At 46.4% G+C, this 25,095-nt stretch carries 23 protein-coding genes and 1 tRNA gene; 18 read left to right on the forward strand and 6 right to left on the reverse strand.

Features of this window, described 5'->3' with window-relative positions; translation table 11 throughout:
- Positions 1-52 precede the first annotated feature (52 nt).
- From BR62_RS0104600 to BR62_RS0104630, 7 genes are all read left to right on the forward strand, one after another.
- On the forward strand, positions 53-316 hold the full coding sequence (locus BR62_RS0104600; RefSeq protein ID WP_015418085.1) for a YuzI family membrane protein: 264 nt from the start codon (positions 53-55) through the stop codon (positions 314-316).
- A 46-nt stretch (positions 317-362) separates the two neighbouring features.
- A complete protein-coding gene (locus tag BR62_RS0104605; protein ID WP_003152125.1) occupies positions 363-1,040 on the forward strand; it encodes a zinc metallopeptidase in 678 nt (225 codons plus the stop codon).
- Between the two features lie 42 nt (positions 1,041-1,082).
- On the forward strand, positions 1,083-2,372 hold the full coding sequence (locus BR62_RS0104610; RefSeq protein WP_007408640.1) for a hemolysin family protein: 1,290 nt from the start codon (positions 1,083-1,085) through the stop codon (positions 2,370-2,372).
- Positions 2,373-2,461: 89 nt separating this feature from the next.
- The gene (locus tag BR62_RS0104615) at positions 2,462-4,120 is read left to right on the forward strand and encodes a glycoside hydrolase family 13 protein (protein ID WP_032869829.1); all 1,659 of its coding nucleotides are present in this window, start codon (positions 2,462-2,464) and stop codon (positions 4,118-4,120) included.
- Between the two features lie 121 nt (positions 4,121-4,241).
- Positions 4,242-4,664, forward strand: coding sequence for a secondary thiamine-phosphate synthase enzyme YjbQ (locus tag BR62_RS0104620; protein ID WP_032867354.1), 423 nt, complete (start codon positions 4,242-4,244; stop codon positions 4,662-4,664).
- Positions 4,657-5,688: an NAD(P)H-dependent flavin oxidoreductase gene (locus BR62_RS0104625; RefSeq protein WP_032867203.1), complete on the forward strand. Its 1,032-nt coding sequence runs from the start codon at positions 4,657-4,659 to the stop codon at positions 5,686-5,688. The genes BR62_RS0104620 and BR62_RS0104625 overlap by 8 nt, the downstream gene beginning before the upstream one ends.
- A gap of 25 nt (positions 5,689-5,713) precedes the next feature.
- Entirely contained in the window at positions 5,714-5,965 is a 252-nt protein-coding gene (locus tag BR62_RS0104630; RefSeq protein ID WP_007408636.1) for a hypothetical protein, read from the forward strand.
- A gap of 17 nt (positions 5,966-5,982) precedes the next feature.
- Here the strand turns inward: BR62_RS0104630 and BR62_RS0104635 are convergent, their stop codons facing one another.
- Positions 5,983-6,720: a protein-glutamine gamma-glutamyltransferase gene (locus tag BR62_RS0104635; RefSeq protein WP_007408635.1), complete on the reverse strand. Its 738-nt coding sequence runs from the start codon at positions 6,718-6,720 to the stop codon at positions 5,983-5,985.
- A 143-nt stretch (positions 6,721-6,863) separates the two neighbouring features.
- On the opposite strand from BR62_RS0104635, the gene tlpB (BR62_RS0104640) reads away from it, so the two are divergent.
- The 5 genes from tlpB (BR62_RS0104640) (at position 6,864) to BR62_RS0104660 (ending at position 15,847) form a co-directional block, all read left to right on the forward strand.
- Positions 6,864-8,849: a methyl-accepting chemotaxis protein gene (gene tlpB, locus BR62_RS0104640; RefSeq protein WP_032869832.1), complete on the forward strand. Its 1,986-nt coding sequence runs from the start codon at positions 6,864-6,866 to the stop codon at positions 8,847-8,849.
- A 184-nt stretch (positions 8,850-9,033) separates the two neighbouring features.
- Complete coding sequence (tlpB, locus tag BR62_RS0104645) at positions 9,034-11,022, forward strand: methyl-accepting chemotaxis protein (protein WP_032869835.1); 1,989 nt, start codon at positions 9,034-9,036, stop codon at positions 11,020-11,022.
- Positions 11,023-11,149: 127 nt separating this feature from the next.
- Positions 11,150-13,135: a methyl-accepting chemotaxis protein gene (gene tlpB / locus BR62_RS0104650; protein ID WP_007408632.1), complete on the forward strand. Its 1,986-nt coding sequence runs from the start codon at positions 11,150-11,152 to the stop codon at positions 13,133-13,135.
- Positions 13,136-13,250: 115 nt separating this feature from the next.
- A complete protein-coding gene (tlpB, locus tag BR62_RS0104655) occupies positions 13,251-15,257 on the forward strand; it encodes a methyl-accepting chemotaxis protein (protein ID WP_032869838.1) in 2,007 nt (668 codons plus the stop codon).
- Between the two features lie 65 nt (positions 15,258-15,322).
- A complete protein-coding gene (locus tag BR62_RS0104660; protein WP_003152143.1) occupies positions 15,323-15,847 on the forward strand; it encodes a type 1 glutamine amidotransferase domain-containing protein in 525 nt (174 codons plus the stop codon).
- 31 nt (positions 15,848-15,878) lie between these two features.
- On the opposite strand, the gene BR62_RS0104665 is transcribed toward BR62_RS0104660, so the two are convergent.
- Complete coding sequence (locus tag BR62_RS0104665; protein ID WP_015240454.1) at positions 15,879-16,865, reverse strand: Gfo/Idh/MocA family protein; 987 nt, start codon at positions 16,863-16,865, stop codon at positions 15,879-15,881.
- Between the two features lie 179 nt (positions 16,866-17,044).
- On the opposite strand from BR62_RS0104665, the gene BR62_RS0104670 reads away from it, so the two are divergent.
- From BR62_RS0104670 to BR62_RS0104685, 4 genes are all read left to right on the forward strand, one after another.
- Positions 17,045-18,205, forward strand: a complete 1,161-nt coding sequence (locus BR62_RS0104670) for an AI-2E family transporter (protein WP_007408629.1) — start codon at positions 17,045-17,047, stop codon at positions 18,203-18,205.
- Between the two features lie 91 nt (positions 18,206-18,296).
- A complete protein-coding gene (locus BR62_RS0104675) occupies positions 18,297-19,127 on the forward strand; it encodes an undecaprenyl-diphosphate phosphatase (RefSeq protein ID WP_015240453.1) in 831 nt (276 codons plus the stop codon).
- A gap of 128 nt (positions 19,128-19,255) precedes the next feature.
- Positions 19,256-19,328 (forward strand) — tRNA-Ala (locus BR62_RS0104680).
- Between the two features lie 112 nt (positions 19,329-19,440).
- Positions 19,441-19,761 (forward strand): hypothetical protein, encoded by a 321-nt coding sequence (locus tag BR62_RS0104685; RefSeq protein WP_015240452.1) that lies wholly within the window; start codon positions 19,441-19,443, stop codon positions 19,759-19,761.
- Between the two features lie 60 nt (positions 19,762-19,821).
- Here the strand turns inward: BR62_RS0104685 and BR62_RS0104690 are convergent, their stop codons facing one another.
- The gene (locus tag BR62_RS0104690; RefSeq protein ID WP_007410174.1) at positions 19,822-20,463 is read right to left on the reverse strand and encodes a cupin domain-containing protein; all 642 of its coding nucleotides are present in this window, start codon (positions 20,461-20,463) and stop codon (positions 19,822-19,824) included.
- Between the two features lie 218 nt (positions 20,464-20,681).
- Between BR62_RS0104690 and hmpA the strand changes: the two genes are divergently transcribed.
- A complete protein-coding gene (gene hmpA / locus BR62_RS0104695) occupies positions 20,682-21,857 on the forward strand; it encodes an NO-inducible flavohemoprotein (RefSeq protein ID WP_032869841.1) in 1,176 nt (391 codons plus the stop codon).
- Between the two features lie 141 nt (positions 21,858-21,998).
- Complete coding sequence (locus BR62_RS0104700) at positions 21,999-22,844, forward strand: glucosaminidase domain-containing protein (protein WP_025285168.1); 846 nt, start codon at positions 21,999-22,001, stop codon at positions 22,842-22,844.
- 33 nt (positions 22,845-22,877) lie between these two features.
- Here BR62_RS0104700 and BR62_RS0104705 read toward each other — a convergent pair whose 3' ends face one another.
- The 3 genes from BR62_RS0104705 to cudC form a co-directional block, all read right to left on the reverse strand.
- Positions 22,878-23,546, reverse strand: a complete 669-nt coding sequence (locus BR62_RS0104705; protein WP_007410171.1) for a potassium uptake protein KtrA — start codon at positions 23,544-23,546, stop codon at positions 22,878-22,880.
- Positions 23,547-23,710: 164 nt separating this feature from the next.
- Entirely contained in the window at positions 23,711-24,250 is a 540-nt protein-coding gene (gene bslA / locus BR62_RS0104710) for a biofilm surface layer hydrophobin BslA (protein WP_015240450.1), read from the reverse strand.
- A gap of 159 nt (positions 24,251-24,409) precedes the next feature.
- On the reverse strand, positions 24,410-24,964 hold the full coding sequence (gene cudC, locus BR62_RS0104715; RefSeq protein WP_032869843.1) for a choline uptake/conversion transcriptional regulator CudC: 555 nt from the start codon (positions 24,962-24,964) through the stop codon (positions 24,410-24,412).
- Positions 24,965-25,095 lie beyond the last annotated feature (131 nt).

Raw genomic sequence — 25,095 nt, forward strand, 5'->3', positions numbered from 1 at the left:
ACCCTCATTTTTTCATATGATAAAGAAAGCGGACCGAAAAAGGGTGAGTCAAATGACAGTCATTCAAAAACTGCTGGCGGCGCTGGCCGGAGCGCAGCTGCTCGCTTCGGCGGCCGTATTGCTTATTTTCGATTTGAATGGATACAATCATATGTCCGGCGGATTTTCATGGCTTGTTTTTGCAAAAGAGACCGCAGGCACGTTTCCGTTTTACATCGGATTGGCCGGGTGTATCCTCATCATGCTCGGAGGATTGATTCCTGTCAGAAAAAAGAAGCGGATTTCTGTACAGGAAAGCGGACAATCATTAAAATAATATATAAGCAAATCGTACGATATAAGAGAAAAAGGAAGAGGATAATATGCTGTTTATCTTTTTAACAATTGCTGCATTGGGATTGTCGTTTTGGGCACAATTTAAAGTGAAAAGCAATTTTCAGAAATACTCAGACGTAGAAGCTTCCAGTCAGCGGACGGGGGCGGAAACGGCAAGACGGATTCTTGATATTAACGGTTTATATGATGTGCCGGTAGAACCGGTAAGAGGCACTTTAACAGACCATTACGACCCGACGGAGCGGGTGGTGCGTTTATCTGAGCCGGTATATTACGGCCGCTCCATTTCCGCCATTTCCGTCGCTTCCCATGAAGTCGGACATGCTTTGCAGCATCAGGAATCATACGGCGCGCTTGTGCTGAGGCACAAAATTTTTCCGGTCGTCAATTTTGCCTCCGGGGTCGCCCCTCTGCTTTTCTTGGGCGGGATGCTCCTGGGCAGCTTGAACTTAATCGGACTCGGCATTATTTTGTTTTCGGCCGCTGTTTTTTTCCAGCTTGTCACACTGCCTGTCGAGTTTAATGCCAGCGCGAGGGCGAAGCGGATTATCGTGTCGGAAGGATTCATTCGCAACAGTGAAGAACACGGCGTGAATAAAGTGCTGAACGCCGCCGCGCTGACGTATGTGGCTGCGGCGCTCGTTTCATTATTCGAGCTGCTTCGTTTTGTGATGATTTTCTTAAATGGTCGTGATGAGAATTAACACGAAGGAGGTGGCCCCTTACCGTTTGCGGTAGGGGTTTTTTTGCTTATATTAAAACTGATTCTCATTATGCTGTTAATCGGATTAACGGCCATCTTTGTCGCTGCGGAATTTGCGATTGTCAAAATCCGCGGTTCAAAAATCGCGGAGCTGGTTGAAACCGGAGACAGCCGGGCGCTCGCGGCGCACAGGGTGATTTCAAATCTCGATGAATATTTATCAGCGTGCCAGCTCGGCATTACGATTACGGCGCTCGGACTCGGCTGGCTCGGTGAACCGACGATTCAGCGGCTTCTTCATCCTGTTTTCAGCCTGATCGGAATGCCGTCATCCATTACGCACGTCGTCACGTTTATTGCGGCGTTTATCGCCGTCACGTATCTGCACGTCGTCATCGGAGAGCTTGCGCCGAAAACGATATCCATTCAAAAAGCCGAAGCCGTCAGTCTGTGGACGGCGAAACCGCTCATTCTGTTTTATAAAGTGATGTATCCGTTTATTAAGCTGTTAAACGGTTCAGCCGGATTTTTGGTCAAGCTGTTCGGTTTTCATTCGGTGAAAGAACATGAGGTCGTGGTCAGTGAAGAGGAATTGCGGCTGATTTTGTCCGAAAGCTATAAAAAAGGTCAAATCAATCAATCTGAATTCCGTTACGTCAACAAAATATTTGAATTCGATAACCGGGTCGCCAGAGAAATCATGGTGCCGCGCACCGAAATCGCCGCCATCTCGCTTGAACAGTCAGTTGATGAAGCCATACATTTGATCATCAACGAACGGTATACGCGATATCCGGTTATTAAGGAAGACAAAGATCACATTCTCGGCATTATTAACAATAAGGATTTATTTAAGGCGTATTTTCTCGGCCGCTCCATTGAATTAAAAGAAATTATGCGTCCGGTCATCAGAGTCATTGAAAGCATCCCCGTTCAGGAGCTTTTGATCCGCATGCAGAAGGAGCGAATTCATATGGCGATTCTCGTTGACGAATACGGCGGCACGGCGGGACTTGTGACCGTCGAAGACATATTGGAGGAAATCGTCGGGGAAATCCGTGATGAATATGACCAGGATGAAATGCCCCACATCGTCAAAAAAGGCGAACACCATTATGTGATGGACGGCAAGGCGCTCATAGAAGAGGTGAATGATCTCCTTGATATCGCCATCGAAAATGAAGACATTGACACGATTGCCGGCTGGCTCTTAACACAAAAAATGGAGCTGAAAAATGGTGATGTGTTTCATGCCGAAGGGTGTGAATTTAAGGTGCTGGAAGCGGAAGACCATCATATCCGCTTCGTTGAAATTAAAAAAACTGATTTCTGAGCCTCCTGCTTTTGCAATGAGGCTTTTTTTATGGAAAAAATGCTTCTTCGTCCCGCTCCTTCATATGATGTAAAGAAAGGAGTGTCGGTATGAAAACGGATTGGTGGAAAACGGCGGCTGTCTATCAAATTTATCCCCGAAGCTTTATGGATTCGAACGGGGACGGAATCGGCGACATGAACGGCATCAGAGCAAAGCTTCATTACATAAAAGAGTTGGGGGCGGATGTGATCTGGCTTTGTCCCGTTTTTGACTCGCCGGGCGCGGACAACGGCTACGATATTCGGAATTATAAACAAATTGCCGGCGAATTCGGGACGATGGAGGATTTTGACCGGCTCCTTGCGGATGTCCATGCGCTCGGCATGAAGCTGATTATAGACCTCGTCATCAACCATACAAGCGATGAGCACCCTTGGTTTATCGAATCACGCTCGGCGAAAGATTCCGAAAAACGGGACTGGTACATCTGGAGAGACGGAAAAAACGGCAAAGAGCCGAACAATTGGGAAAGCATTTTCGGCGGATCAGCGTGGGAATATGATCAAGAGACCGGCCAGTATTACCTGCACCTGTTTGACAAAAAACAGCCTGATTTAAATTGGGAAAACGAAGCGATGAGGCAGTCCGTTTATGAGATGGTCCGCTGGTGGCTTGATAAAGGCATAGACGGCTTCCGGGTGGATGCCATTTCTCACATTAAGAAAAAAGAAGGGCTCCCTGACATGCCGAATCCGGACGGTCTCCCGTACGTCCCGTCTTTCCCGTACCATATGAATGGGGAAGGCATAATGGATCTCTTAAAAGAGCTGAAACGGGAAACATTTTCGCGCTATCCGATCATGACGGTCGGCGAGGCGAACGGAGTGGCGGCTTGGGAGGCGGCTGATTGGGCCGGTGAAGAACACGGCGTCTTTCAAATGATTTTTCAATTTGAACATCTCGGCCTCTGGGATACGGAAGATGATCAAAGCATCTCCATTCCGGCGCTTAAGCGCGTCTTGTCCGGCTGGCAGAACAGTCTTGAAGGAAAGGGCTGGAACGCGTTATTTATGGAGAACCACGATCAGCCCCGTTCCGTCTCGGTATGGGGTGACGAACGGTTTTTGACAGAAAGCGCCAAGGCACTCGCCGCGATGTATATGCTGATGAAAGGCACGCCGTTTATTTACCAGGGGCAGGAGCTCGGGATGACCAATGTTTCGTTTCCGTCCATTGAAGATTATGATGACGCCGCAATGAAATATCTGTATGAAAAAGAGACGTCCCGCGGCGTTCCGCATGAAAAAGTGATGAAGATCATCTGGAAGAAGGGCCGGGATAATTCACGGACACCGATGCAATGGAGCGGTGAGGCGAACGGCGGGTTTTCTGATGCTTCTCCGTGGCTCGGAGTGAATCCGAACCACACATGGCTGAACGCTGCATCACAAATGCAGGATGAAACATCCGTATACCATTTCTACAGACGGCTGCTCGCCCTCAGAAAAGAACACAGCGTATTGATCAGCGGCACATATGAATTGCTGCTTCCGAATGACCGGCAGATTTATGCCTATCTAAGAAAAAACGGAACAAAAACCGCCCTGATCATCACAAATCTGTCTAAAACCCCCGCTTTATACAAGCATCCCGGTTATCCGCTTGACTCCGATACGCTCGTGCTCGCAAGCATGGAAACACCACCGCATCGGCATGTGACATCCTTTCTTTTAAAGCCTTATGAGGCCCGCGTATATATATGGTGAAAAACTTCAGTCCCGAGGCTGAAGTTTTTTGTGATCTGCGTTTATCATCGCGATCCGACAGGAAAAGACAAATACAGAAACGAATATGGGAAAGGAAGAGAAAAAGAAAGGAGGCATTCATATGCTGAAAAAAATGCAGATTCAAACAAACAGACGGGATGAAATGATCGACATCACACATGAAGCCGAAGCGTTTCTCCGCAAAACAGGCGTGAAAAACGGTTTGGCGCTCATATACTGTCCCCATACAACCGCCGGCATTACCATAAATGAAAATGCCGATCCGGATGTGAAGAGGGATATGCTCAGAAGGTTTGATGAAATGTATCCGTGGGAGCACGAACTGGACCGGCATATGGAGGGAAATACGGCGGCACATATGAAAGCGAGTACAATCGGCGCCTCCCAGCATGTCATCATAGAAGACGGGCGCATGATACTCGGAACATGGCAGGGCGTTTATTTTTGCGAATTTGACGGTCCGCGAAACAGAACATGTTATATCAAAATACAGGCTGAAACGGAGGAAAACACAAATGAGTGAGTGGATGAGTGCATTGTCATTAACAAAGCCCGTCATTCAAGCGCCGATGGCCGGCGGGCTGGTCACGCCGCGTCTGGCTTCGGCGGTATCGAATGAAGGGGCGCTCGGAAGCCTCGCTTCAGGATACGTCAGCCCGCAAGCCCTTGAAAAACAGCTTATCGAGATGAAAGAGCTGACGAACCGCTCCTTTCAAGTAAATCTTTTCGTTCCGGAAGAAAGGCAGATGCCTGAGGCGGAACTGGTTGAAAAATGGAAAGCCCGCATCCCGAGGGCAAAAGACGCCAAGCCGTTCTCTGATCTGAAAGAAGAATGGAATGATTTCGAGGAAAAAGCGGAGCTTCTGATCCGTTACGGAGTCAAAGCGTGTTCATTCACCTTCGGCCTGCCGCCGGAAGCAACGGCGGAAAAGCTGAAGAAAAGCGGATGTTTCCTTTTCGGCACGGCGACAACGCCGGAGGAAGCGAAGGCTTTTGAAGAACGGGGAATGAACGCCGTTATCCTTCAGGGAATAGAAGCCGGCGGACATCGCGGGTCGTTTCTGCCGGTTAAAGGAGAACCGGCTCTCGGCCTTATGGCGCTGATTCCGCAGGCTAAAGACGCGCTGAATATCCCGGTGATTGCGGCAGGCGGCATTTTTGACCGCCGCGGCGTGCAGGCCGCCCGCTGTTTGGGTGCGGACGGCGTTCAAGTAGGAACACCGTTTCTCCTTTGTGAAGAAAGCAGCGCCTCACCGGGATATCAAAAAGCCATTGCCGATTCAAAAGGAGCCGACACGCGGCTGACCACCCTGTTTTCGGGAAAACAGGCGCGGGGAATCGTGAATCAGTTCATGAAAACATATGAGGCTGACGAGGGAAATACGCTGCCTTATCCGCTGCATAATACGCTGACAAAGCCGATGCGCGGGCACGCGGCTCAATCAGGAGACGCGGAGTATATGTCTTTATGGGCCGGCCAGTCCGCCGCGAAACTTGAAGGGCCGACAGACGTGAAAACCGTTTTGGAAGAATTGTGCGAATCATAATCCAGAAATCGTGAGGTGATGGATGATGAAGATTCTTCAAATGTCCTACAAAAAAAGAGGGACTATTGAGTTTGTCTTTGAAGATTTTCCGCATTCCAAAGTCACCATGGCGCCGATTAAAGGGTATTACTTTGTCCGCGCCATTAAATGGAGCCGACGGGACAGAGCCGTCACCCGACATGATTTAGAGAAGTTTGAATGGGCTGCAAACCAAGCGCTCGGCACGACGGCTTTTTACCGGAAAAGAAAAGCATTCCGCATCCCATCGTCACAATGACAGACGATGGGATTGTTTTAATGCATGATCTGATAAAGCGCGGGTGCATCAAGCCTTGTTGCCTGGTTAAGCAGATAAGCCGGCTGCACGGCATTTTTTTTTCTTAAAGAATTCAATCTCTGGATGATTTGTTCAGCGGTCAGAATCCCGAGACCGTGGGCGAAATATTGATCATTCCCCATCACAATGACATTCTCTCCCCGCCACTGAGCCTTTGCAGGATTAAAATCAGGATTTTTAAAATATAAACAATCTCCCCGTAAAAAGTGGCTGCCGGTTTCCGTGTAGATCGGCAGATGCTCATAGTGCCAGTCATACAAAGTGATATCCCGGAAACGCCGGTTAAACCGTTCTTCACCGATTGTCTTTAAGACGGCCAGATAATAAATCACAACAATGGCGGTAGCGCATTCAAATGCGTAAAACGCCCCGTTTTCAATAATGTCCCGAATCGCTTTTGAAGCGGGGATTCTGTACTTCAGCTCCAAGGCTCCTTCCGGCGTCACTCTCCAATAAGCCGTATTTCCGTATGTTTTGGCGAAAGTTGCAAATTTCACACCTGATCCGTGCAGTTCTCTTGCGGCTTCCACAATATGGCGGCGCAGCCGCACCTCGAACATCAGTTCAGCAATCGACCCGTAATCGAATTGTACGGGAGAATTGAGCAGTTCATTTATATACGGAACAAGGCTTTCTTCCGTCTGCCAGTTCGCGATGTCCTGAGGACGAAGCACTTGGCCGGATATGATAATCATCTGCGCGCCCCCCTTCTCTTTTTTTATAAGATATGCAGGAAGCTTGGGCAATGAAAATCAAGTCATAAAAAAGGAGGAAATGTTAACAAAATGTGAAGACTGAGCCGATATATAAGGTATCACACTTGAGGGAGCAGCTTAATATGAAAAAATTCATTAATTGGTGCACAAAGGCATCGATTTCACGTAAATTAATCATTTCATTTATCGTGATCTTAATCATACCGATTCTCGTGTTAGAATTCAGTTCATACCATACGGCGAGCAATTCGCTGGATGATCAGATTTCAGGCAACGCGAAAAATAACATCGAATCTTTTAACACAACCATTACAAATGATATCGGCTCAAAAGCAAAGGCGATTGAATTTTTCAGTGAAACGTTAAAAGGATCATCCTTCTCAAAGAAAAACATGTCTGCTCTTGAAGAAAAGTTCGGGCAATACACGTCTATTCATAAGGACGTAGCCCGCATTTACGGAGGAACGGAAGACGGCGGCTACGCACAGGCGCCGAAGGAGAATACTCCGGCCGATTACGATCCGAGAACACGCACTTGGTATAAAGACGCTGTGAAGGCCGGCGGCACGCTCGTTGTCACCGACCCTTACACCGCGGCAAGCGACGGCAGCATGGTCGTTACCGTGGCAAAGCAGATGCAGGACGGAACAGGCGTAGTGGCCATGGATATTACGATTGACCAGCTGCTGAAGCAGATGCAGGGAATCAAAATCGGGCAAAAAGGATTCGTGTTTATCACGTCCAAAAATAAAACCTATGTCGCGCATAAAGACCACAAACCGGGCGACAAAGTTTCAACCCCGTGGCTGAATGAGGTATACAGCAAAGACAGCGGCATTATTTCATACAAGCTCGATGATCAAAATAAAAAAATGGCGTTTACGACAAATAAACTGACCGGATGGAAAATAGAGGGGAGCATGGAGCTCAACGAAATTAAAGACGCCTCACAACCGGTGCTGACGATGGGAATGATCGTCCTTGCAGCATCCATTATCATCGGGGGAATTTTAATTCTGTTGATTGTCAGATCCATTACGTCACCGCTGAAACGGCTTGTCCGCTCTTCTAAACAAATCAGCGGCGGAGACTTGACTGAAACCATTGATATCCGCTCGAAAGATGAATTGGGCGAACTCGGCGCGAGCTTTAATGAAATGGGAGAATCTCTGCGCGGACTGATCAGCGCGATCCAAAACTCTGTCGACAATGTGGCCGCGTCATCAGAAGAGCTGACCGCTTCAGCTTCGCAGACAAGCAAAGCGACGGAACATATTACAATGGCCATTGAGCAGTTTTCAAACGGAAACGAAGAGCAAAGCGAAAAAGTCGATTCAAGCTCAGCCAAGCTGAATCATATAAATGACGGACTCGCCGCCGTTTCCCGCACATCATCATCCATTACGGAAGCATCTAAACAATCGAAGGAAGCTGCCGGCACCGGGGAAGAATATGTGCAGCAAACCGTCGGGCAGATGAATCTCATCAATCAATCGGTCCAGCAGGCGGAAGCGGTTGTAAAAGGCCTTGAGGCCAAATCAAAAGACATCACTCATATTTTAAGAGTCATCAACGGCATTGCCGATCAGACAAACCTGCTTGCGTTAAATGCAGCCATTGAAGCGGCAAGAGCCGGTGAATACGGGCGGGGCTTCTCAGTGGTAGCCGAAGAAGTGCGCAAGCTTGCCGTCCAATCCGCCGGTTCTGCCAAAGAGATTGAAAAACTCATTCAGGAAATCACGGCTGAGATTAATACATCACTTCACATGTTCACATCCGTTAATGAAGAAGTTCAATCAGGACTTGCCGTGACGGACCGCACGAAAGAAAGCTTCCAGAATATCTTCGGCATGACAAACGATATCGCCGAGAAGCTTCAATCGATGAACGGCACGGTTGAACAGCTGTCAGACAGCTCCCAGCACGTTTCAGCCGCAGTGACGGATATTGCGGACGTATCTAGGGAAAGCGCAGCAAGCATTCAGGATATTGCCGCATCCGCAGAAGAACAGCTTGCATCAATGGAAGAAATCAGCACATCCGCCGATACTTTGGCGCAAATGGCCGAAGAACTGCGGGAATTAACGAAACAATTTAAAATCAACTAGTAAAAAAGGACGCTTTCCGGATGGAAGGCGTCCTTTTTTATAGTGACAGCCGGATAATTGAATAAAAAGTCTTGCATACAAAGGGAGTACATAGAACTATTTTTCATTTATGACTTAATTTTCAATGTAATAAAAAGGGAGTCGGCCGATATAAACAGTAAATGATTGAAAGAGGTTTACAAAATTGAAAAAAACAGCAAAAAAAATCGCCAGAAAATCAATAGCCAAAAAACTGATCATTTCATTTTTACTGATCTTAATCATTCCGGTAGCAGTATTGGCTGCCGGCGCCTACCGTTCGGCGGCTTCATCCGTTGAAAAGCAAATGATGGAAAGCGCCGAAGGAAATGTGCAAATCTTAAACAATATGATTGATGACCGGATCGGAATGTTTACAAAAAGCTCTGCATATTTCAGCGAATGGGCGACAAGCGCTAAATTTAAAGAAAAAAACCAAACGGAAATGCAAGAAAGGTTCAAGCAGTTTATTGAAAGCAATGATAAAGCGTCCGCCGTATTTTCAAGCAGCAAGGAAGGAACGTTTACCCGTTATCCGCATGCCGATATGCCGGCCGATTTCAATCCGCTTGAAAGAAGCTGGTATCAGGAAGCCATGGAGAATAAAGGCCAAACCATCATCACAGACCCTTATGAGTCCATCTCAAACAAAAAGATGGTCGTCACCATGGCCCGCGCGGCGCAAGACGGATCAGGCGTCGTCGCCATTGATATAAAAATCGACGATCTCATCACGATGACAAAAGAAGTGAACATCGGAAAAGAAGGATATGCCTTTATCCTCAGCAAAAATAAAAAAGCCGTTGCCTACAGTGATGAAAAAGCCGGCTCGGCGGTATCGGGAAAATGGGTTGATACATTATTCAGCGGGCAAAAAGGCGACTTTGAATATACGCTGAACGGGAAAGCGAAAAAAATGGCGTACGTGACCAATGAAGCGACGGGCTGGAAGATCAGCGGAACCATGTCCGTGGATGAAATCAAGGATGCGGCAAGACCGGTTCTGACTCTGGCCGTTATCATATTGGCGATAGCCATTGCCGCAGGGATGATTTTCATTTATTTTGTCATCCGCTCAATTACAAAACCGTTAAAACGTCTCGTAGCTTCAGCGGAAAAAATCAGCAGCGGAGATCTGACGGAAACCATTGATGTCAGCTCTCAAGATGAGCTGGGCGTGCTCGGTAAAAGTTTTAATCATATGACAGATTCGCTCCGTTCGCTTATTCAGGGAATTCAGGACTCTGTTGAACATGTCGCTTCTTCCTCAGAGGAGCTGACGGCTTCGGCTGAGCAGACGAGCAAAGCAACGGAACATATCACCCTTGCGATTGAACAGTTTTCTAATGGAACGGAAGACCAAAGTGAGAGTATTGATAAAGCGACAGCCCAAGTGAATGAGATGAAAGACGGGCTCAGTGATCTGGCGGAAGCGGCAGCCGTGGTGACGGAAACGTCAATTGAATCGGCGGAGATATCCGGCGCCGGTGAGCGGCTTGTCAAGAAAACAGCCGGCCAGATGGGCGCCATTGACCAATCCGTAAGTAAAGCGGAGCAAGTCGTACAAGGGCTTGAACTCAAATCGCAGGACATCACCAGCATTTTGCGCGTCATTAACGGCATTGCCGATCAAACGAATCTCCTTGCTTTAAATGCAGCCATTGAAGCGGCAAGAGCGGGAGAATACGGACGCGGTTTTTCAGTCGTTGCCGAAGAAGTGAGAAAGCTTGCCGTCCAATCTGCCGATTCAGCGAAAGAAATCGAATCCTTAATTCATGAAATCGTCAAAGAAATTCATACTTCGCTCGGAATGCTGGAATCCGTCAATCACGAGGTGAAAAGCGGACTGCAGTTAACGGACGAAACGGAAAAAAGCTTCCGGGACATTTCCGTTAAAACAAATCAGATTGCCGGTGAACTGCAAAATATGAATGCAACCGTGGAACAGCTTTCTGCCGGGTCTCAGGAAGTATCAAACGCTTCAGAGGATATCGCGGCCGTCTCCAGACAAAGCGCGGCCGGCATTCAGGACATCGCGGCTTCAGCTGAAGAGCAGCTTGCGTCCATGGAGGAAATCAGTTCCTCCGCCGTCACGCTGGAAAAAATGGCGGAAGAATTACGCGAACTGACAAAGCGTTTTAAGATAAACTCTTAATTAAGTCTAAAAGACTAATTTTACGATAGGTAAAAAGTATGTTTCGTTATATTTCTTCTTTTTGGATGTGTATATTTACCCGTAATTGCCGATATGAAGGGTAAACACGCAAGAGGAGATATAGCAGATGAAAAAAATTGTGCAAATCATCAAGCAGAGATCGCTTACAAGAAAACTGCTCATTTCTTTTTTGGCCATTCTCATTCTTCCTATTTCAACGCTGGCTTTTATCGCCTATCAATCGGCGGTAAGCACGCTTGACAGGCAGATGATGGGAAGCGCACTAGATAATGTGCAGCAGATTAACGATATGATCAACACAAGCATCAGCCAAAAGGAAGACGGAACGGCATATTTCAGCGATTGGCTCACAAAGGATCGGTACAAGCCGAAAAACCAATCGCAAATTACCGATAAATTCACAGAGTACATGAAGATCAATAAAGACGTGGAATCCATTTATACGAGTGACACGGAAGGACATTTCACACGGTATCCGGATCTGCAGATGCCTAAAGGATATAATCCGCTTGAAAGAGACTGGTATAAAAAGGCCGTGGAAAATAAGGGGAAGGTTGTTGTAACAGATCCTTACCGCACGGCTTCCACCAATACGATGGTCGTGACGGTCGTTCAGCAGACAAAAGACGGCTCAGGAGTCGTCGCCATCAATATGAAAATCGATGAGCTTCTGAAAACGACAAAGAAAGTGAACATCGGGAAATCCGGCTACGCTTTTATCCTGACGAAAGACAAAAAAGTGGTCGCCCACCCGAACCGCACGTCAGGCACAGTATTAAACGGGGAGTGGGCTGAACAGCTGTTCACCAGCAAAAAAGGTGATTTTCAATACAAATACGACGGCCAGGAAAAGAAAATGGCTTATGATACAAACGGGCTGACAGGCTGGAAGATTACCGGAACAATGTATCTGGACGAAATTCATGAAGCGGCCCTGCCGATCCTTCATCTGTCCCTGCTCGTTCTCGTATTAGCGATTGTGATCGGAACCATCGTCATGGTGCTGATTATCCGTTCAATCACAAAACCGCTCAAGCAGCTTGTGACATCATCGAAACAGATCAGTGAAGGCGACTTAACAGAAACGATCGAGATTCAGTCAAAAGATGAATTAGGCGAGCTTGGAAAAAGCTTTAACAATATGGCCGCTTCGCTCAGGTCTCTCATCCATGCCATCCAGGATTCCGTGAATAACGTCGCATCTTCCTCAGAGGAGCTGACGGCTTCAGCGGAGCAGACAAGCAAGGCAACCGAACATATCACACTGGCGATCGAACAATTTTCTAACGGAAATGAAAGCCAAAGTGAAAACATTGAAAGCGCGGCGGAACATATTTACCAAATGAACAGCGGGCTTAAAGATATGGCGAAAGCATCTGCCGTCATTACCGAATCCTCCGCCACATCAGCGGAAGTCGCCAATTCAGGCGGAAAGCTCGTCCACCAGACGGTCGGCCAAATGAACGTCATTGACCGGTCAGTGAAAGAAGCTGAACAAGTGGTGCGCGGACTTGAAACAAAATCAAAAGACATTACAAACATTCTCCGTGTCATTAACGGAATCGCTGACCAGACAAACCTTCTTGCGCTGAACGCGGCAATTGAAGCCGCACGTGCGGGTGAATACGGCCGGGGCTTCTCAGTCGTCGCCGAAGAGGTCAGAAAACTCGCGGTCCAGTCTGCCGATTCAGCGAAAGAAATCGAAAGCTTAATCATAGAAATCGTCAACGAAATCAATACATCTCTCGGCATGTTCCAATCCGTCAACAAAGAGGTGGAGAGCGGACTGGATATTACGAATCAAACCGAAACGAGCTTCAAACGGATTTCTGAAATGACGAACCAGATCGCCGGAGAAATTCAAAATATGAATGCGACGGTAGAACAGCTGACAGCAGGCTCTCAGCAGATTTCAGGAGCTTCTGAGCAAATCGCGTCCATCGCAAAAGAAAGCTCCGCCAGCATTCAGGATATTGCGGCCTCCGCCGAAGAACAGCTGGCTTCAATGGAAGAAATCAGTTCGTCTTCGGAAACGTTATCCCAAATGGCGGAAGAATTACGTGATATGACGAAACGATTTAAAATAGATTAATAGGTCATAGAACACCCAAATGTGCTGTTTGGGTGTTTTTTTTAGTTTTTTTAATAAATCTTTTGTCCTATCTGACGATATTAGATTTAGCTTTTCAAAGAAGGAGACTGAAAAAATGAAACAACTGATACATTGGATCAAACAGCCATCCATCAGCAAGCCGCTGATCGCGGCATTTTTAGCCGTATTGGTGCTTCCGGTCGGCATACTCGCCTACTTCAGCTACCAAACGGCGGGGAGTACATTAGAAAGCGAACTGACCCACAGCGCCCAGGGAAATGTCAGTGAACTGAACAGCGTGCTGGAAAACATGCTCGAAGGCAAGCTGAAAGCGATTGACTACTACAGCGAATCAATCACAAAGGAAAAACTGGAGACGAAAAATAAATCGGTACTGCTTGACAAAATGAAGCAGTATGTCACCGTAAATGACGATGTCGCGTCAATTTACGCCGCGTCTCGCGACAAAGCGTTCGTGAAATATCCGTCCGTTGACATGCCGTCCGATTATAATCCGCTCACGCGCGAGTGGTATACAAAAGCGGTTGAAAAAAGCGGACAGCCAGTGTTTACCGAGCCTTATAAAGACGCTGCAACCGGACAGACGGTCGTTACGATTGCCCAGCAGACAAAAGACGGATCAGGCGTTGTGGCGCTTGATATTAATCTGGGCGACCTGCTGAATGCCTCCCAACGCGTCCAGATCGGTCATAAAGGTTTTGCCTTCATTACAACGGGAGATAAAAAATACATCGCCCATCCGACTATAAAAGCGGGAACGGAAGGCTCCGGAGAGTGGACGGAAGAAGTATTTTCCAAATCAAGCGGATCGTTTGAATACATGTTTGAAGGACAGCAGAAGAAAATGGCCTTCACGACAAACAAACTGACGGGCTGGAAAATCGCCGGCACATTTTTTGTCAGTGAGATCCATGACGCAGCCTCGCCTGTCATGAAAATGGCGCTGATCATCCTGGCGGTTTCTCTTATCGTCGGCGGTATTTTAATCGTTTTTATCATTCGCTCGATTGCAAAACCGCTCAAAAAACTTGTTTCGACATCAGCTAAAATCAGTGACGGCAATTTAACGGAAGTCATTGACATCAAGTCGAAAAATGAATTCGGGCAGCTCAGCCAAAGCTTCAATGAGATGTCGGCATCACTCCGGTCTGTCATCGGCGTCATCCAGTCATCCGTCGAACATGTCGCTTCTTCATCCGAAGAGCTGACGGCATCCGCCGGACAGACAAGCAAGGCGACAGAGCATATTACACTGGCGATTGAACAATTCTCAAACGGAAACGAATCACAAAGCGAGAAATTGGAAGAAAGTGCTGATCACCTTTCCCAAATGAATGCGGGCATTGCCGAGACGGCGAATGTATCGGCGGAAATCACTGAATCCGCCATCCAAACCTCTGAAACCGCCGGAAGCGGAGAAGAATTAGTGGCGAAAACGGTAGGCCAGATGAAAACAATTGATCGTTCCGTACAGCAGGCGGAAGCGGTTGTAAAAGGGCTGGAAACGAAGTCGCACGACATTAAGAGCATTCTCAACGTCATTAACGGCATTGCCGATCAAACAAATCTGCTTGCCTTAAACGCTGCCATTGAAGCGGCCAGAGCAGGCGAATACGGGCGGGGCTTCTCCGTCGTTGCGGAAGAAGTGAGAAAGCTTGCCGTACAATCAGCCGGCTCCGCGAAGGAAATCGAAACGCTGATTCAGGAAATCGTCAAAGAAATCGCCACATCGCTTTCCGTATTCCAAGCGGTGAATCAAGATGTGAAGGAAGGCCTCGATATTACGGATCAGACGGCCGAAAGCTTCAAAAAAATCTCAGAAATGACGACTCAGATTTCAGGCGCCTTGCAGCATATGAACGGAACGCTTGAGAAGCTTGCAGCCGGGTCGCAAAATGTGACAAACGCGGTGGAGGACATTACCTCAGTCGCCAAAGAAGGGTCCGCCGGCATTCAAGACATCGCCGCCTCAGCTGAAGAGCAGCTGGCCTCCATGGAAGAAATCAGTTCATCCGCCGAAACGCTTGCGCATATGGCTGAAGAACTGCAGCAGGTCACACGGAAATTTACGATTCAGTCTGAAGACGAAGAACAGCTGTAGCGAGCTGTTTCTTTTCCTCATTTTAAAAAAGCGATACACTAGTATAAAAGAAGGGAGTGGCAGTGATGAGATTAGAAGGCAAAAAAGTCATAGCGCTTGTCAGTGACGATTTTGAAGACTTAGAGCTTTGGTATCCCGTCTACCGGCTGAGAGAGGAAGGCGCGATCGTTCATTTAATAGGAGAAGAAGCGGGCCGTTCATACAAAGGAAAATACGGCGTGCCCGCGACGGCGGATTACGATTTTAAGAGCCTGATTATTCAGGAGTATGACGCCGTGCTCGTGCCCGGCGGCTGGGCTCCTGACAAACTGCGAAGATATCCCGAAGTTTTGGACATCATCCGTACGATGAACGAGCAGAAAAAGCCGATCGGCCAGATCTGCCATGCGGGCTGGGTGCTCATATCTGCCGGAATTCTCGCAGGAAAAAAAGTAACGAGCACGCCCGGCATCAAAGACGACATGACAAATGCAGGGGCACAGTGGCTGGATGAAGCTGTCGTAACTGACGGCCACATTGTATCAAGCCGCCGCCCGCCCGACCTTCCGCAGTATGCAAAAGCGTTTGCTGACCTGTTAGCGTCCAAATAAAAAACATCCGCCCGAATCAGGGCGGATGTTTTTAGTTTTGATCGGCGGGAAAGACAATTCCGATTTGTTTTCTCGCTTCTTCCATAATGCTTGCCGTAATGAAAGAACGTTCAAATGTATTTTCGGAAGACTCCCGCTGTCCGTTTCGAAGAAGATTGATGAATTCAGCCGTTTCGTAGTACATCGATGGTTTCAGATCAGGGACTGAAATGTCTTCCGTCCGGCCGTCACGATAGCGGATTTCCGCCCGTTCCGGTCCGTGAATGCTGTCCAGAACGATCGTGCCGTCTTCACCCTGAATTTCCGCCGGGGCAAACGAATTTGAGATTTTCGAATGCATCAGCACCGCTTCAAATCCGTCGTATGACAGAATGACCGTGCCTTCGCCGTCAACGCCGGATGCTAGTTTATGACCGGTCGCAATGACGTTTTTCGGTTTGCCGAACAGGACGACGGCCGGATAAATGCAGTACACGCCGATGTCCATTAACGAACCGTTCGATAATTCAGGCTTAAACGCGTTTAGCACCGTACCGTTCTTATATGCATCATATCGTGATGAATATTGGCAGTAGCTTGCTGTGAATCTCCTGACGGGTCCGATTTTATGTAAGTGGTTTTGAAGCATGCTGAAGTTCGGCAGGAACGTTGTTTTCATGGCTTCCATCAAGAGAACGCCGTTCGTTTTGGCTGCGTGAATCATTTCATCCGTTTCCCTTGCGTTAGACGCAAACGGTTTTTCGCACAGTACATGCTTGCCGTGTTCCATAAAAAGGACCGCCTGCTCTTTGTGAAATGCATTCGGGCTGGCGAGATACACCGCGTCATAGGCTTTGCTTTCCGCCATTTCTTTCAGGCTGGTGAAATAATGAGCAGCGCCGTGTTTGCCGGCGAATTCCGCCGCGCGTTCCTCAGTTCTGGAATAAACCGCCGTTAATTGAAAATCATCAATAGCAGAAGCCGCCTCCAGAAATCGTTCTGTAATCCAATTCGTTCCGACTGTTGCAAATCGAATCATTGCTATCGCTCCTTCTATGTATTGGCTTACATTATAGCTTTTTTTCTGAGAAACATAAATGGAAAAAAGGCTGCCAGCTAAAGGGATAGGAAAAATTCCCATAGAGACCGGTTATTATTTTTCATTACAGGAACGATAGTGTACAATTTAAGTAAAATACATATGATGGAGGAACAATAGTGGAAACATTGCAAACATGGGGCGGCAGATTTAAACAGTTTTTCTTAGACAATAAATTTGTCTTGTTTTTGCTTGTATTGCTGCTCATCGGCCTCAATATCCTTGTCTTTATGAAGACATCATTTATTTTCACACCTATTATCGTCCTGCTCAAAACGATTGCGCTCCCCGTCATTTTGACAGGAATTGTTTATTATCTGCTTAATCCGATCGTAGATATATTGGAAAAAATAAGAGTGAAAAGAGTCTATTCCATCCTGCTCCTTTACCTCATTATTATAGGGCTGATTACGATTACGGTCGTTTCAATTATTCCGTTTTTAAAGGAACAGATCATGAGCCTGATCGACAACCTGCCGAAATATGTGGATATTGTTGAAGATCAGACGAAAAGCCTGATCGGAAGCGATTTTGTAAATCAGGCGCAAAAGACGATGAATATCAACATTTCCGATCTTGCTAATAAAGTATCGGCGCAGGCGGCGACAATTGCAAACAGCACATTTACCGGAGTCGGGAATTTTATCGGCGCGCTGACGGAAGTGATTATTTCAATTGTGACCGTGCCGTTTATTCTGTTCTATTTGCTGAAAGACGGCAAAAAACTGCCGATTTATATCTTAAAGTTTGTGCCCACCCGTCTGAAAGAACAAACGTATACAATGCTTAGTGAAATGAACCACAGATTAAGCTCTTATATCAGAGGACAGGTCATCGTCAGCTTCTGCATCGGGTTTTTATTATTTATCGGCTATCTGATTATCGGACTTGATTATGCGTCACTGCTTGCGGTCATTGCCGCTTGTACGAGCGTTGTTCCGTATTTAGGGCCGACCATTGCCATCACGCCGGCGATTATTATCGCGTTGGTCACTTCGCCCCTTATGCTGCTGAAGCTTGCGATTGTATGGACCGTTGTCCAGCTCGTGGAAGGGAAATTAATTTCGCCGCAGATCATGGGGAAAAATCTTCACATTCACCCGATTACCATCATCTTTGTTCTTTTAACCGCTGGAAAGCTGTTCGGGGTTGTCGGCATTATTTTAGCCATCCCGGGGTATGCGGTCATCAAAGTGGTCACGACCCATCTGTTTGATTGGTTCAAAATGCGTTCGCATTTATATGAAGAAGAAAAAAATGATGCTGGATCGAAGTCATAAAATCGGAACGGATATGATATTTATTATAAGACAGGCTTTCCTTCAGAGGAGAGCTTCTCTTTTGTAAATGATGAATGAAGGGAAGAATGGGATGACACTATGGGAGATGTTCACAGCAGCCGTTTTGGGAATCGTGGAAGGGCTGACGGAGTACGCGCCGGTTTCTTCCACGGGACATATGATCATAGCGGATGACATCTGGCTGAAATCCGGAAGCCTGATGAATCCGGAAGCCGCCAATTCCTTCAAAGTGGTGATTCAGCTCGGTTCTATTCTGGCGGTGGCCATTGTGTTTAAGGATCGGATATTACATTTACTCGGACTCAAAAAAAACGTCACGCGCGATCAGCAGAAGGGATACAGGCTGACCATCGCGCAAATCGCCGTCGGTCTTGTTCCGGCGGCGGTGCTCGGCTTTTTATTTGAGGATTTCATTGACCGCTATTTATTCTCCGTCAGAACGGTCGCTTACGGATTAATTGCCGGAGCCGTGCTTATGCTTATAGCGGACTGGATCAATAAAAGGAAAGAAACGATCGATACGGTGGACAGAATCACCTACAAACAGGCTTTCTGTGTCGGATTATTCCAGTGTCTCGCCTTATGGCCCGGATTTTCCCGCTCAGGCTCAACGATTGCCGGAGGTGTCATTGTCGGCTTGAATCACCGGGCAGCCGCAGACTTCACATTTATTATGGCTATTCCGATTATGGCGGGCGCAAGCCTTCTGAAGCTGGTGAAATACTGGAGCAGTCTTTCTTATGACATGATTCCGTTTTTTCTTGTCGGCTTTATTTGCGCCTTTATCGTCGCCCTCTTAGTCGTCAAATTTTTTCTTCGGCTTATTAACCGGATTAAGCTTGTCCCGTTCGCCATTTACCGTGTCATCCTCGGCATCATTTTAATCATGCTCGTGCGATAAACGAAGAGGCCCCCCGGAGGGTCTTCTTTTTATGTTCGAAAAACGTCTCAGGAAAATATGAGCAAACTGAATTTTCTGCTTGAAATTCATAGAAGACTCGTCTATAATAAAACATGACGTTACAGCACGGGGCCATAGCTCAGCTGGGAGAGCGCTACGCTGGCAGCGTAGAGGTCAGGGGTTCGAGCCCCCTTGGCTCCATACCTTTAAACCCTTATTCTATAAATAAGGGTTTTTTTGTTTTTTCATCTTCTGCGGCAGCCTCTATGTTCTGCTTCATTTCTAACAACTCAAAATAAAGGAAAGAGAGAAAATGAAAAAGAAAATCTATCTTCTACTAACTCTTTCAGCGGCACTGGCACTTCTTTTAACAGCGCTCCCGGCTCTTTCTCCCGTCGTCTTCACGTCTGCTTCAGAAAAAGGAGCCATCAGGCATGACATTTATAAAAAAGGATATCCGTATCAAAGCTACTTTGCGATTCTTCGAAAAGAAGAAGGCGGCGGAGAGGCCGGGAACCTTTATTATGTAAATTGGTTCAATTGGAAAGATGATACCGGACAGACGCCGCACGTATGTTATTCAAAAAAATCGTCCGAAGGCGAGTACAAAGTAAGCTGCGGAACCGGACCGTAATGATCAAGAGCCCCTCTTCAATGAGGGGCTCTTTCTGTCAATGCCGCTCTGGCTCTCCGTTTAATATCCCCAATATAACGGCGTATCATAATGCCGATACGGATCATTCGGATAATGCGTATTTGGCTGATAAGGCTTATTCATATCATAAATACCCGTGTTTTCAGTCTGTCCGCAGTATTTATCGGGACCTATCACAGTTGATTGCCGGATCGGTGAAACGGCTTTTTCCCACTCATGCTCATTCAGACAGTACGTATGCGCCATGATCTCAGGCGGCGTCAGACGGAGAATATCCGAGCCGTATATCACTTCAGGCGAAGGGGCGTCGAATATGGCCAAAAGGTGGGTTTTGTCTGAAGTGGCGACTTCATAATGCCACCACCCCTGCGGAACATTCGCCACTTGTCCTGAAGAGATCGGATAATTCCGTATTTTCTGGGTGAACGGATTCAGCATCGATACCACCGCGGAACCCGAAATACAGTACACCAATTCAGCGGCGTTTTGATGGGTATGCGGTTCAATCACATTTGTTTTGCTCAGAAAGATATCTAATAATGAAATATTTTCAAGCGTGTTTAACTGTTTAATCCCCAATACATTGATAAAGTTCCGAGCATCTTTCGTAAAAAAACGGCTCTCATTCACATCATAAGTGAACTGTGTATTCGGAGACGTGTAATCGATATCGGAAACCATGCACTCCCCCGCTTTCATCTTTAAACGTATATTCCCAAATATATGTGTCCCTGTTTCACCGGGTGATAAAAAAAGGAGGTGAAATCCATAAATTCCAAATCCAACACAATATTGTGACGACTTTTTTAAAGATTCATTTTCAATATATCTTTTATTCAAAATATCTCTTACTATAAAGATATATTGAAAATACATCTTTAGAAGGGTTGAGGATTAACATGCTGGATGAGAGAACAATAGACATCATCAAAAGCACAGTACCCGTATTGAAAACACATGGAGAAAACATCACCGGACGCTTTTATAACCTGATGTTTCAAGATCATCCCGAACTGTTAAATATGTTTAACCAAACGAACCAAAAGAAACAGACTCAGCGCGCAGCATTGGCAAATGCAGTCATTGCGGCTGCGGCGAATATTGATCAATTAGAACAAATCATTCCGGCGGTCAGACAGATCGGCCATAAACACACAAGCATCGGTGTAAAACCGGAACATTATCCGATTGTCGGAAAGTATCTGCTTCTGGCAATTAAGGATGTGCTGCAGGATGCCGCAACTCCTGAGATTATGCAGGCATGGGAAAAAGCTTACGGTGTTATTGCGGAGGCTTTCATCGGCATTGAAAAAGACATGTACAATGAAGCCGGATGGCAGGGGTATAAAGAATTTTCGGTTATACAGAAAACGAAAGAAAGCAAAGATATCACATCATTTTATATCAAACCGAGTGACGGCTCTTCGCTTCCTGGATTTGAAGCGGGACAATATATCAGCATTAAGGTGCGGATTGCGGATTCTCCTTATACGCACATTCGCCAGTACAGCCTGTCTGATGCTTCTCAAAAAGGGGCATATCGGATTTCTGTGAAAAAGGACGGAGCGGTTTCTTCTCATCTCCACAATGAAGTTCAAGAGGGAGATAAACTTGAAGTCAGCGCACCCGCCGGGGATTTCAAGCTGTCTTCTGCCGAAAAACCGGTTGTTCTTATCAGTGCCGGTTCCGGAATCACGCCGATGATGAGCATGCTGAAAACAGCCGCCGAAAAACAGCCGGAGCGTGCCGTTACTTTTATTCATGCCGCGAAAAACGGAGAGTACGCCGCGTTCCGCAAAGAGGCTGAACAAGCTGCGGAGAATCATCCGAATATTAACGTCATTTATGTATACAGTGAACCGGCAGAACAAGACCGCTCAGGAGACAAGCCTTTTTACAGCGGCAGGATTGATCAAACCTTCCTGGAGCAGCTTCATCTGAATCAAGATGCTGAATGTTACTTGTGCGGATCAGCGCAGTTTATGACGCAAATGAAAGATATGATTCTTGCCCTCGGGTTTGACTCTGATTCCGTTCAATATGAATTGTTCGGCCCTCAGCTGAGCATGGCATAACCAAAAAGACTCCTCAAAGAGGAGTCTTTTTTATTTGCGCAATATGTTCTTTCTCCGTCTTTTTCCCTATTTTATTGAAATTTTCATCAATGACCAGTAAAATTATAAATCTAGTGATTCCGGAATTAAAGGAAGGTTGATATGAAAAAGAAAGCAAAGACCAAAAGGGGGCTTGGGTGCCTTTTTGCTGTATCTCTTATATTCGGATTATTTCTGGTATCAATGGTGTTTTCGAAATTCATAGTGACGGAAGAAAAACCGCCTGAAGAGGTGGACGAGCAGCAGGTCTTTATTGACAGCCTTTCCGGGCATGCTCAAATTTTATATGAGAAATATCATGTCCTTCCGAGCATCACCCTCGCACAGGCCATTCTCGAATCGGACTGGGGGAACAGTGAGCTTGCGGGGAAAGCGCGCAACCTGTTCGGTGTAAAAGGTGATTATAAAGGAAAACACGTCACGATGAAAACGGATGAATTTGAAAAAGGAAAACGAAAAACGATTCGGGCAAAATTCCGTAAATACAGCACGTTTTTTGAATCAATGGATGACCATGCCAAATTATTTGTCAACGGAACGTCTTGGAATAAAAAGAAGTATAAGCCCGTCATTGAAGCGGACAATTATAAAACAGCGGCGGCTGCCCTTCAAAAATCCGGCTACGCCACAGACCCCGGCTATGCTGAAAAAATTAAAGATGTCATAGAAACCTATAATCTGAATGAATATGACAAAATCAATGCCTCTCTTAAAGCAGTTGATATGAAAGGCGCCATCAAAGACCACGCCATTGAAGACGTGTGGTCCAAGCCGTCAAAAGAGCAGCATTCTATTAAACTGGCATCGGCGCAAAAGTTTACCGGCCAGCATATTAAAGTCGTATCTGAAAAACAAAACGGAGAATCCGTCTGGTACCAAATTCAAGTGAAAGATGAGCTGATCGGCTGGGTTGACCAAACCGCCGTCCAGTTAAGTGAAGAAACATAAGCATCAAAAAAAGCCGGCAGCCCGCCGGCTTTTTTACATTCCTTCAGTTTCAAACCTTTTAATATCACGTTTATGCCCCATCAGCACAAGGCAGTCACATTCATGAATGACAGTCTCCGGAGAAGGGGACAGCTGAATGTCTCCATTATGTTTCACGGCGAGAATGCTGCAGCCGAATCTGGCCCGGACGCCGAGCTCAAGAATGGATTTTAAATGCAGCTTTTTCGTGGCTGAAAGCTCCACGATGCTGTATTCATCTGACAAATCAATATAATTTAAGACGTTTTCATCCGAAAGGCTTTGCGCAATCCGCACGCCCATATCCTTTTCGGGATGGATAATACGATCAGCACCGATCTTTTCAAGCACTTTGTGATGATAATAGTTTTGTGCTTTCACCCAAATATTAGGGATGTTCAGCTCCTTCAATAACAGCGTCGTCAGCGTGCTTGCCTGAATGTTGGCGCCGATTGCTACGATGACATATTCAAAATTTCTGATGCCGAGCGACTGAAGCTCGCTTTCTTCCGTTGAATTTGCCCGCACAGCATGCGTGGCATAAGAGGAGTATGCGTTGACCCGCTCTTCGCTGATATCGACCGCAAGCACCTCATGCCCCATTTTAAAAAGCTCTTTACAGATGCTTCCGCCGAAACGTCCGAGTCCGATGACGGCAAATTGTTTATTTTTGATTTTTCCCAATCCTCATAACTCCTTAAGAAACTGTTTTCGTCACTCCAAATACAACAAACAAGAATGTACTCCTGTTTCAAGGGTTTGTCAATGCGAGGGCCGGAAGAAAGAAAACAGCATAAAAAAAAGACCGGCTGACAAGCGATGGGCTTGTGCCGGTCTGTTTTTCGCAATTATTTGCAGTTGCAAGGCTGTGTCGGCGGTGTGCTGCGTTTTTGAACAACAATTGTGTCCTCAGCATAGAATTTAGAGCCGATGCTTAATGATTTATTTTCTGCACGGAACTTATATGTACCTGCAGCAGGCAATGTTTTATTATTAAGAGAAAGCTTAAATTCCGCTGCGCCGAGCAAATCAATGTTTAACGGAAGTCTGACTGTTTTGCCGTTATTCAGAATCTGTCTTTCACGCAAAGCGTGTCCGTTGACTGTATCTTTTGTTGTAGCCGCAAATCCGCTAGGAAGGGTAAATTCCATAACGCCTAAGCTCAGGATCGTGTTCGGACGGTACGTCAATTCGATATCAGAAAATGACCATTCCTGCTGGCTGGCACCTGTATATTTTGCAAATAAGGTAGCAGTCGCTTTCGTGGACATTTCCGGTTCGTGAACGGTTGAGCCTGACTCAGCGGCGAATGACGCTGTCGGCAGAGAAAGAAGCAAAACCAGGCCGAATAAACTTGCCATGACAGTTGAGAAAAATTTCTGTTTCATTTTCATAAATCCCCCTAAAAAAAATTTGCTGGTTGTTCTTAAAAAAGAACGACCATACCTATAAAAATTTACCATCAATTTTAATGGAAGTAAATGGGGTTATGTTCCTATATTTTCTCAAAAATAATCAAATCACGACAAAAAACGCCTGTTTTTGATTCAGGCGTTTTTTTCGTCCGTTTCTATCGGAATAAATTTAAAAATTTCCCCGCTCTGAACCGAGTCAGCGAGACGCTTCAGCCAATGATAATAAGCTTTCGAACTTTCAAGCTGATCATATAACTGCCGCGCTTCTTCCTGTAATTCCGTGTTGCCTTCCTCGGCCAGCAAAACGGACTGCAAATCCGCCTGGGCCTGTTCGATGGCGGACAAATTCACCTGAACTTCACGATCCCATTTCGGCGGGAAGAAATTCGTGAAAAACGTAAAGAAATCTTTTTCCGCTACAAACGTATGCTTCCGTGTGCCGCGGTGAAAGGTTTTTTTGACCACATTTAAATCCTGCAGCTTTTTTACGCCTGTGCTCATACTCGGTTTGCTCATCTGCAGTTCCTCACGCATTTCGTCAAGCGTCATTTCATCCCTCATATACATTGTTCCGTATAAAATCCCGACACTCCGGGTGATTCCGTAAAGATCCATCGTCTCTGCAATGGAATCAATGACAAGATCCCTGGCTTGTTCTATAGCTGCGAATTCTGGATTCTCATCCATACTGTCCCTCTTTTCCTCTTGAAGTTTAAATTTGTTAAGTCATTTCTTTATGTTCTTAATCTTAACGAATCATGACAAAATGTCAAAATCTAAACGGACTGACCGGGTTTTGACAGGTAAAAAAACATGTG

The sequence above is a fragment of the Bacillus sp. UNC69MF genome, assembly GCF_000746035.1.
GTDB classification, from domain to species: domain Bacteria; phylum Bacillota; class Bacilli; order Bacillales; family Bacillaceae; genus Bacillus; species Bacillus velezensis.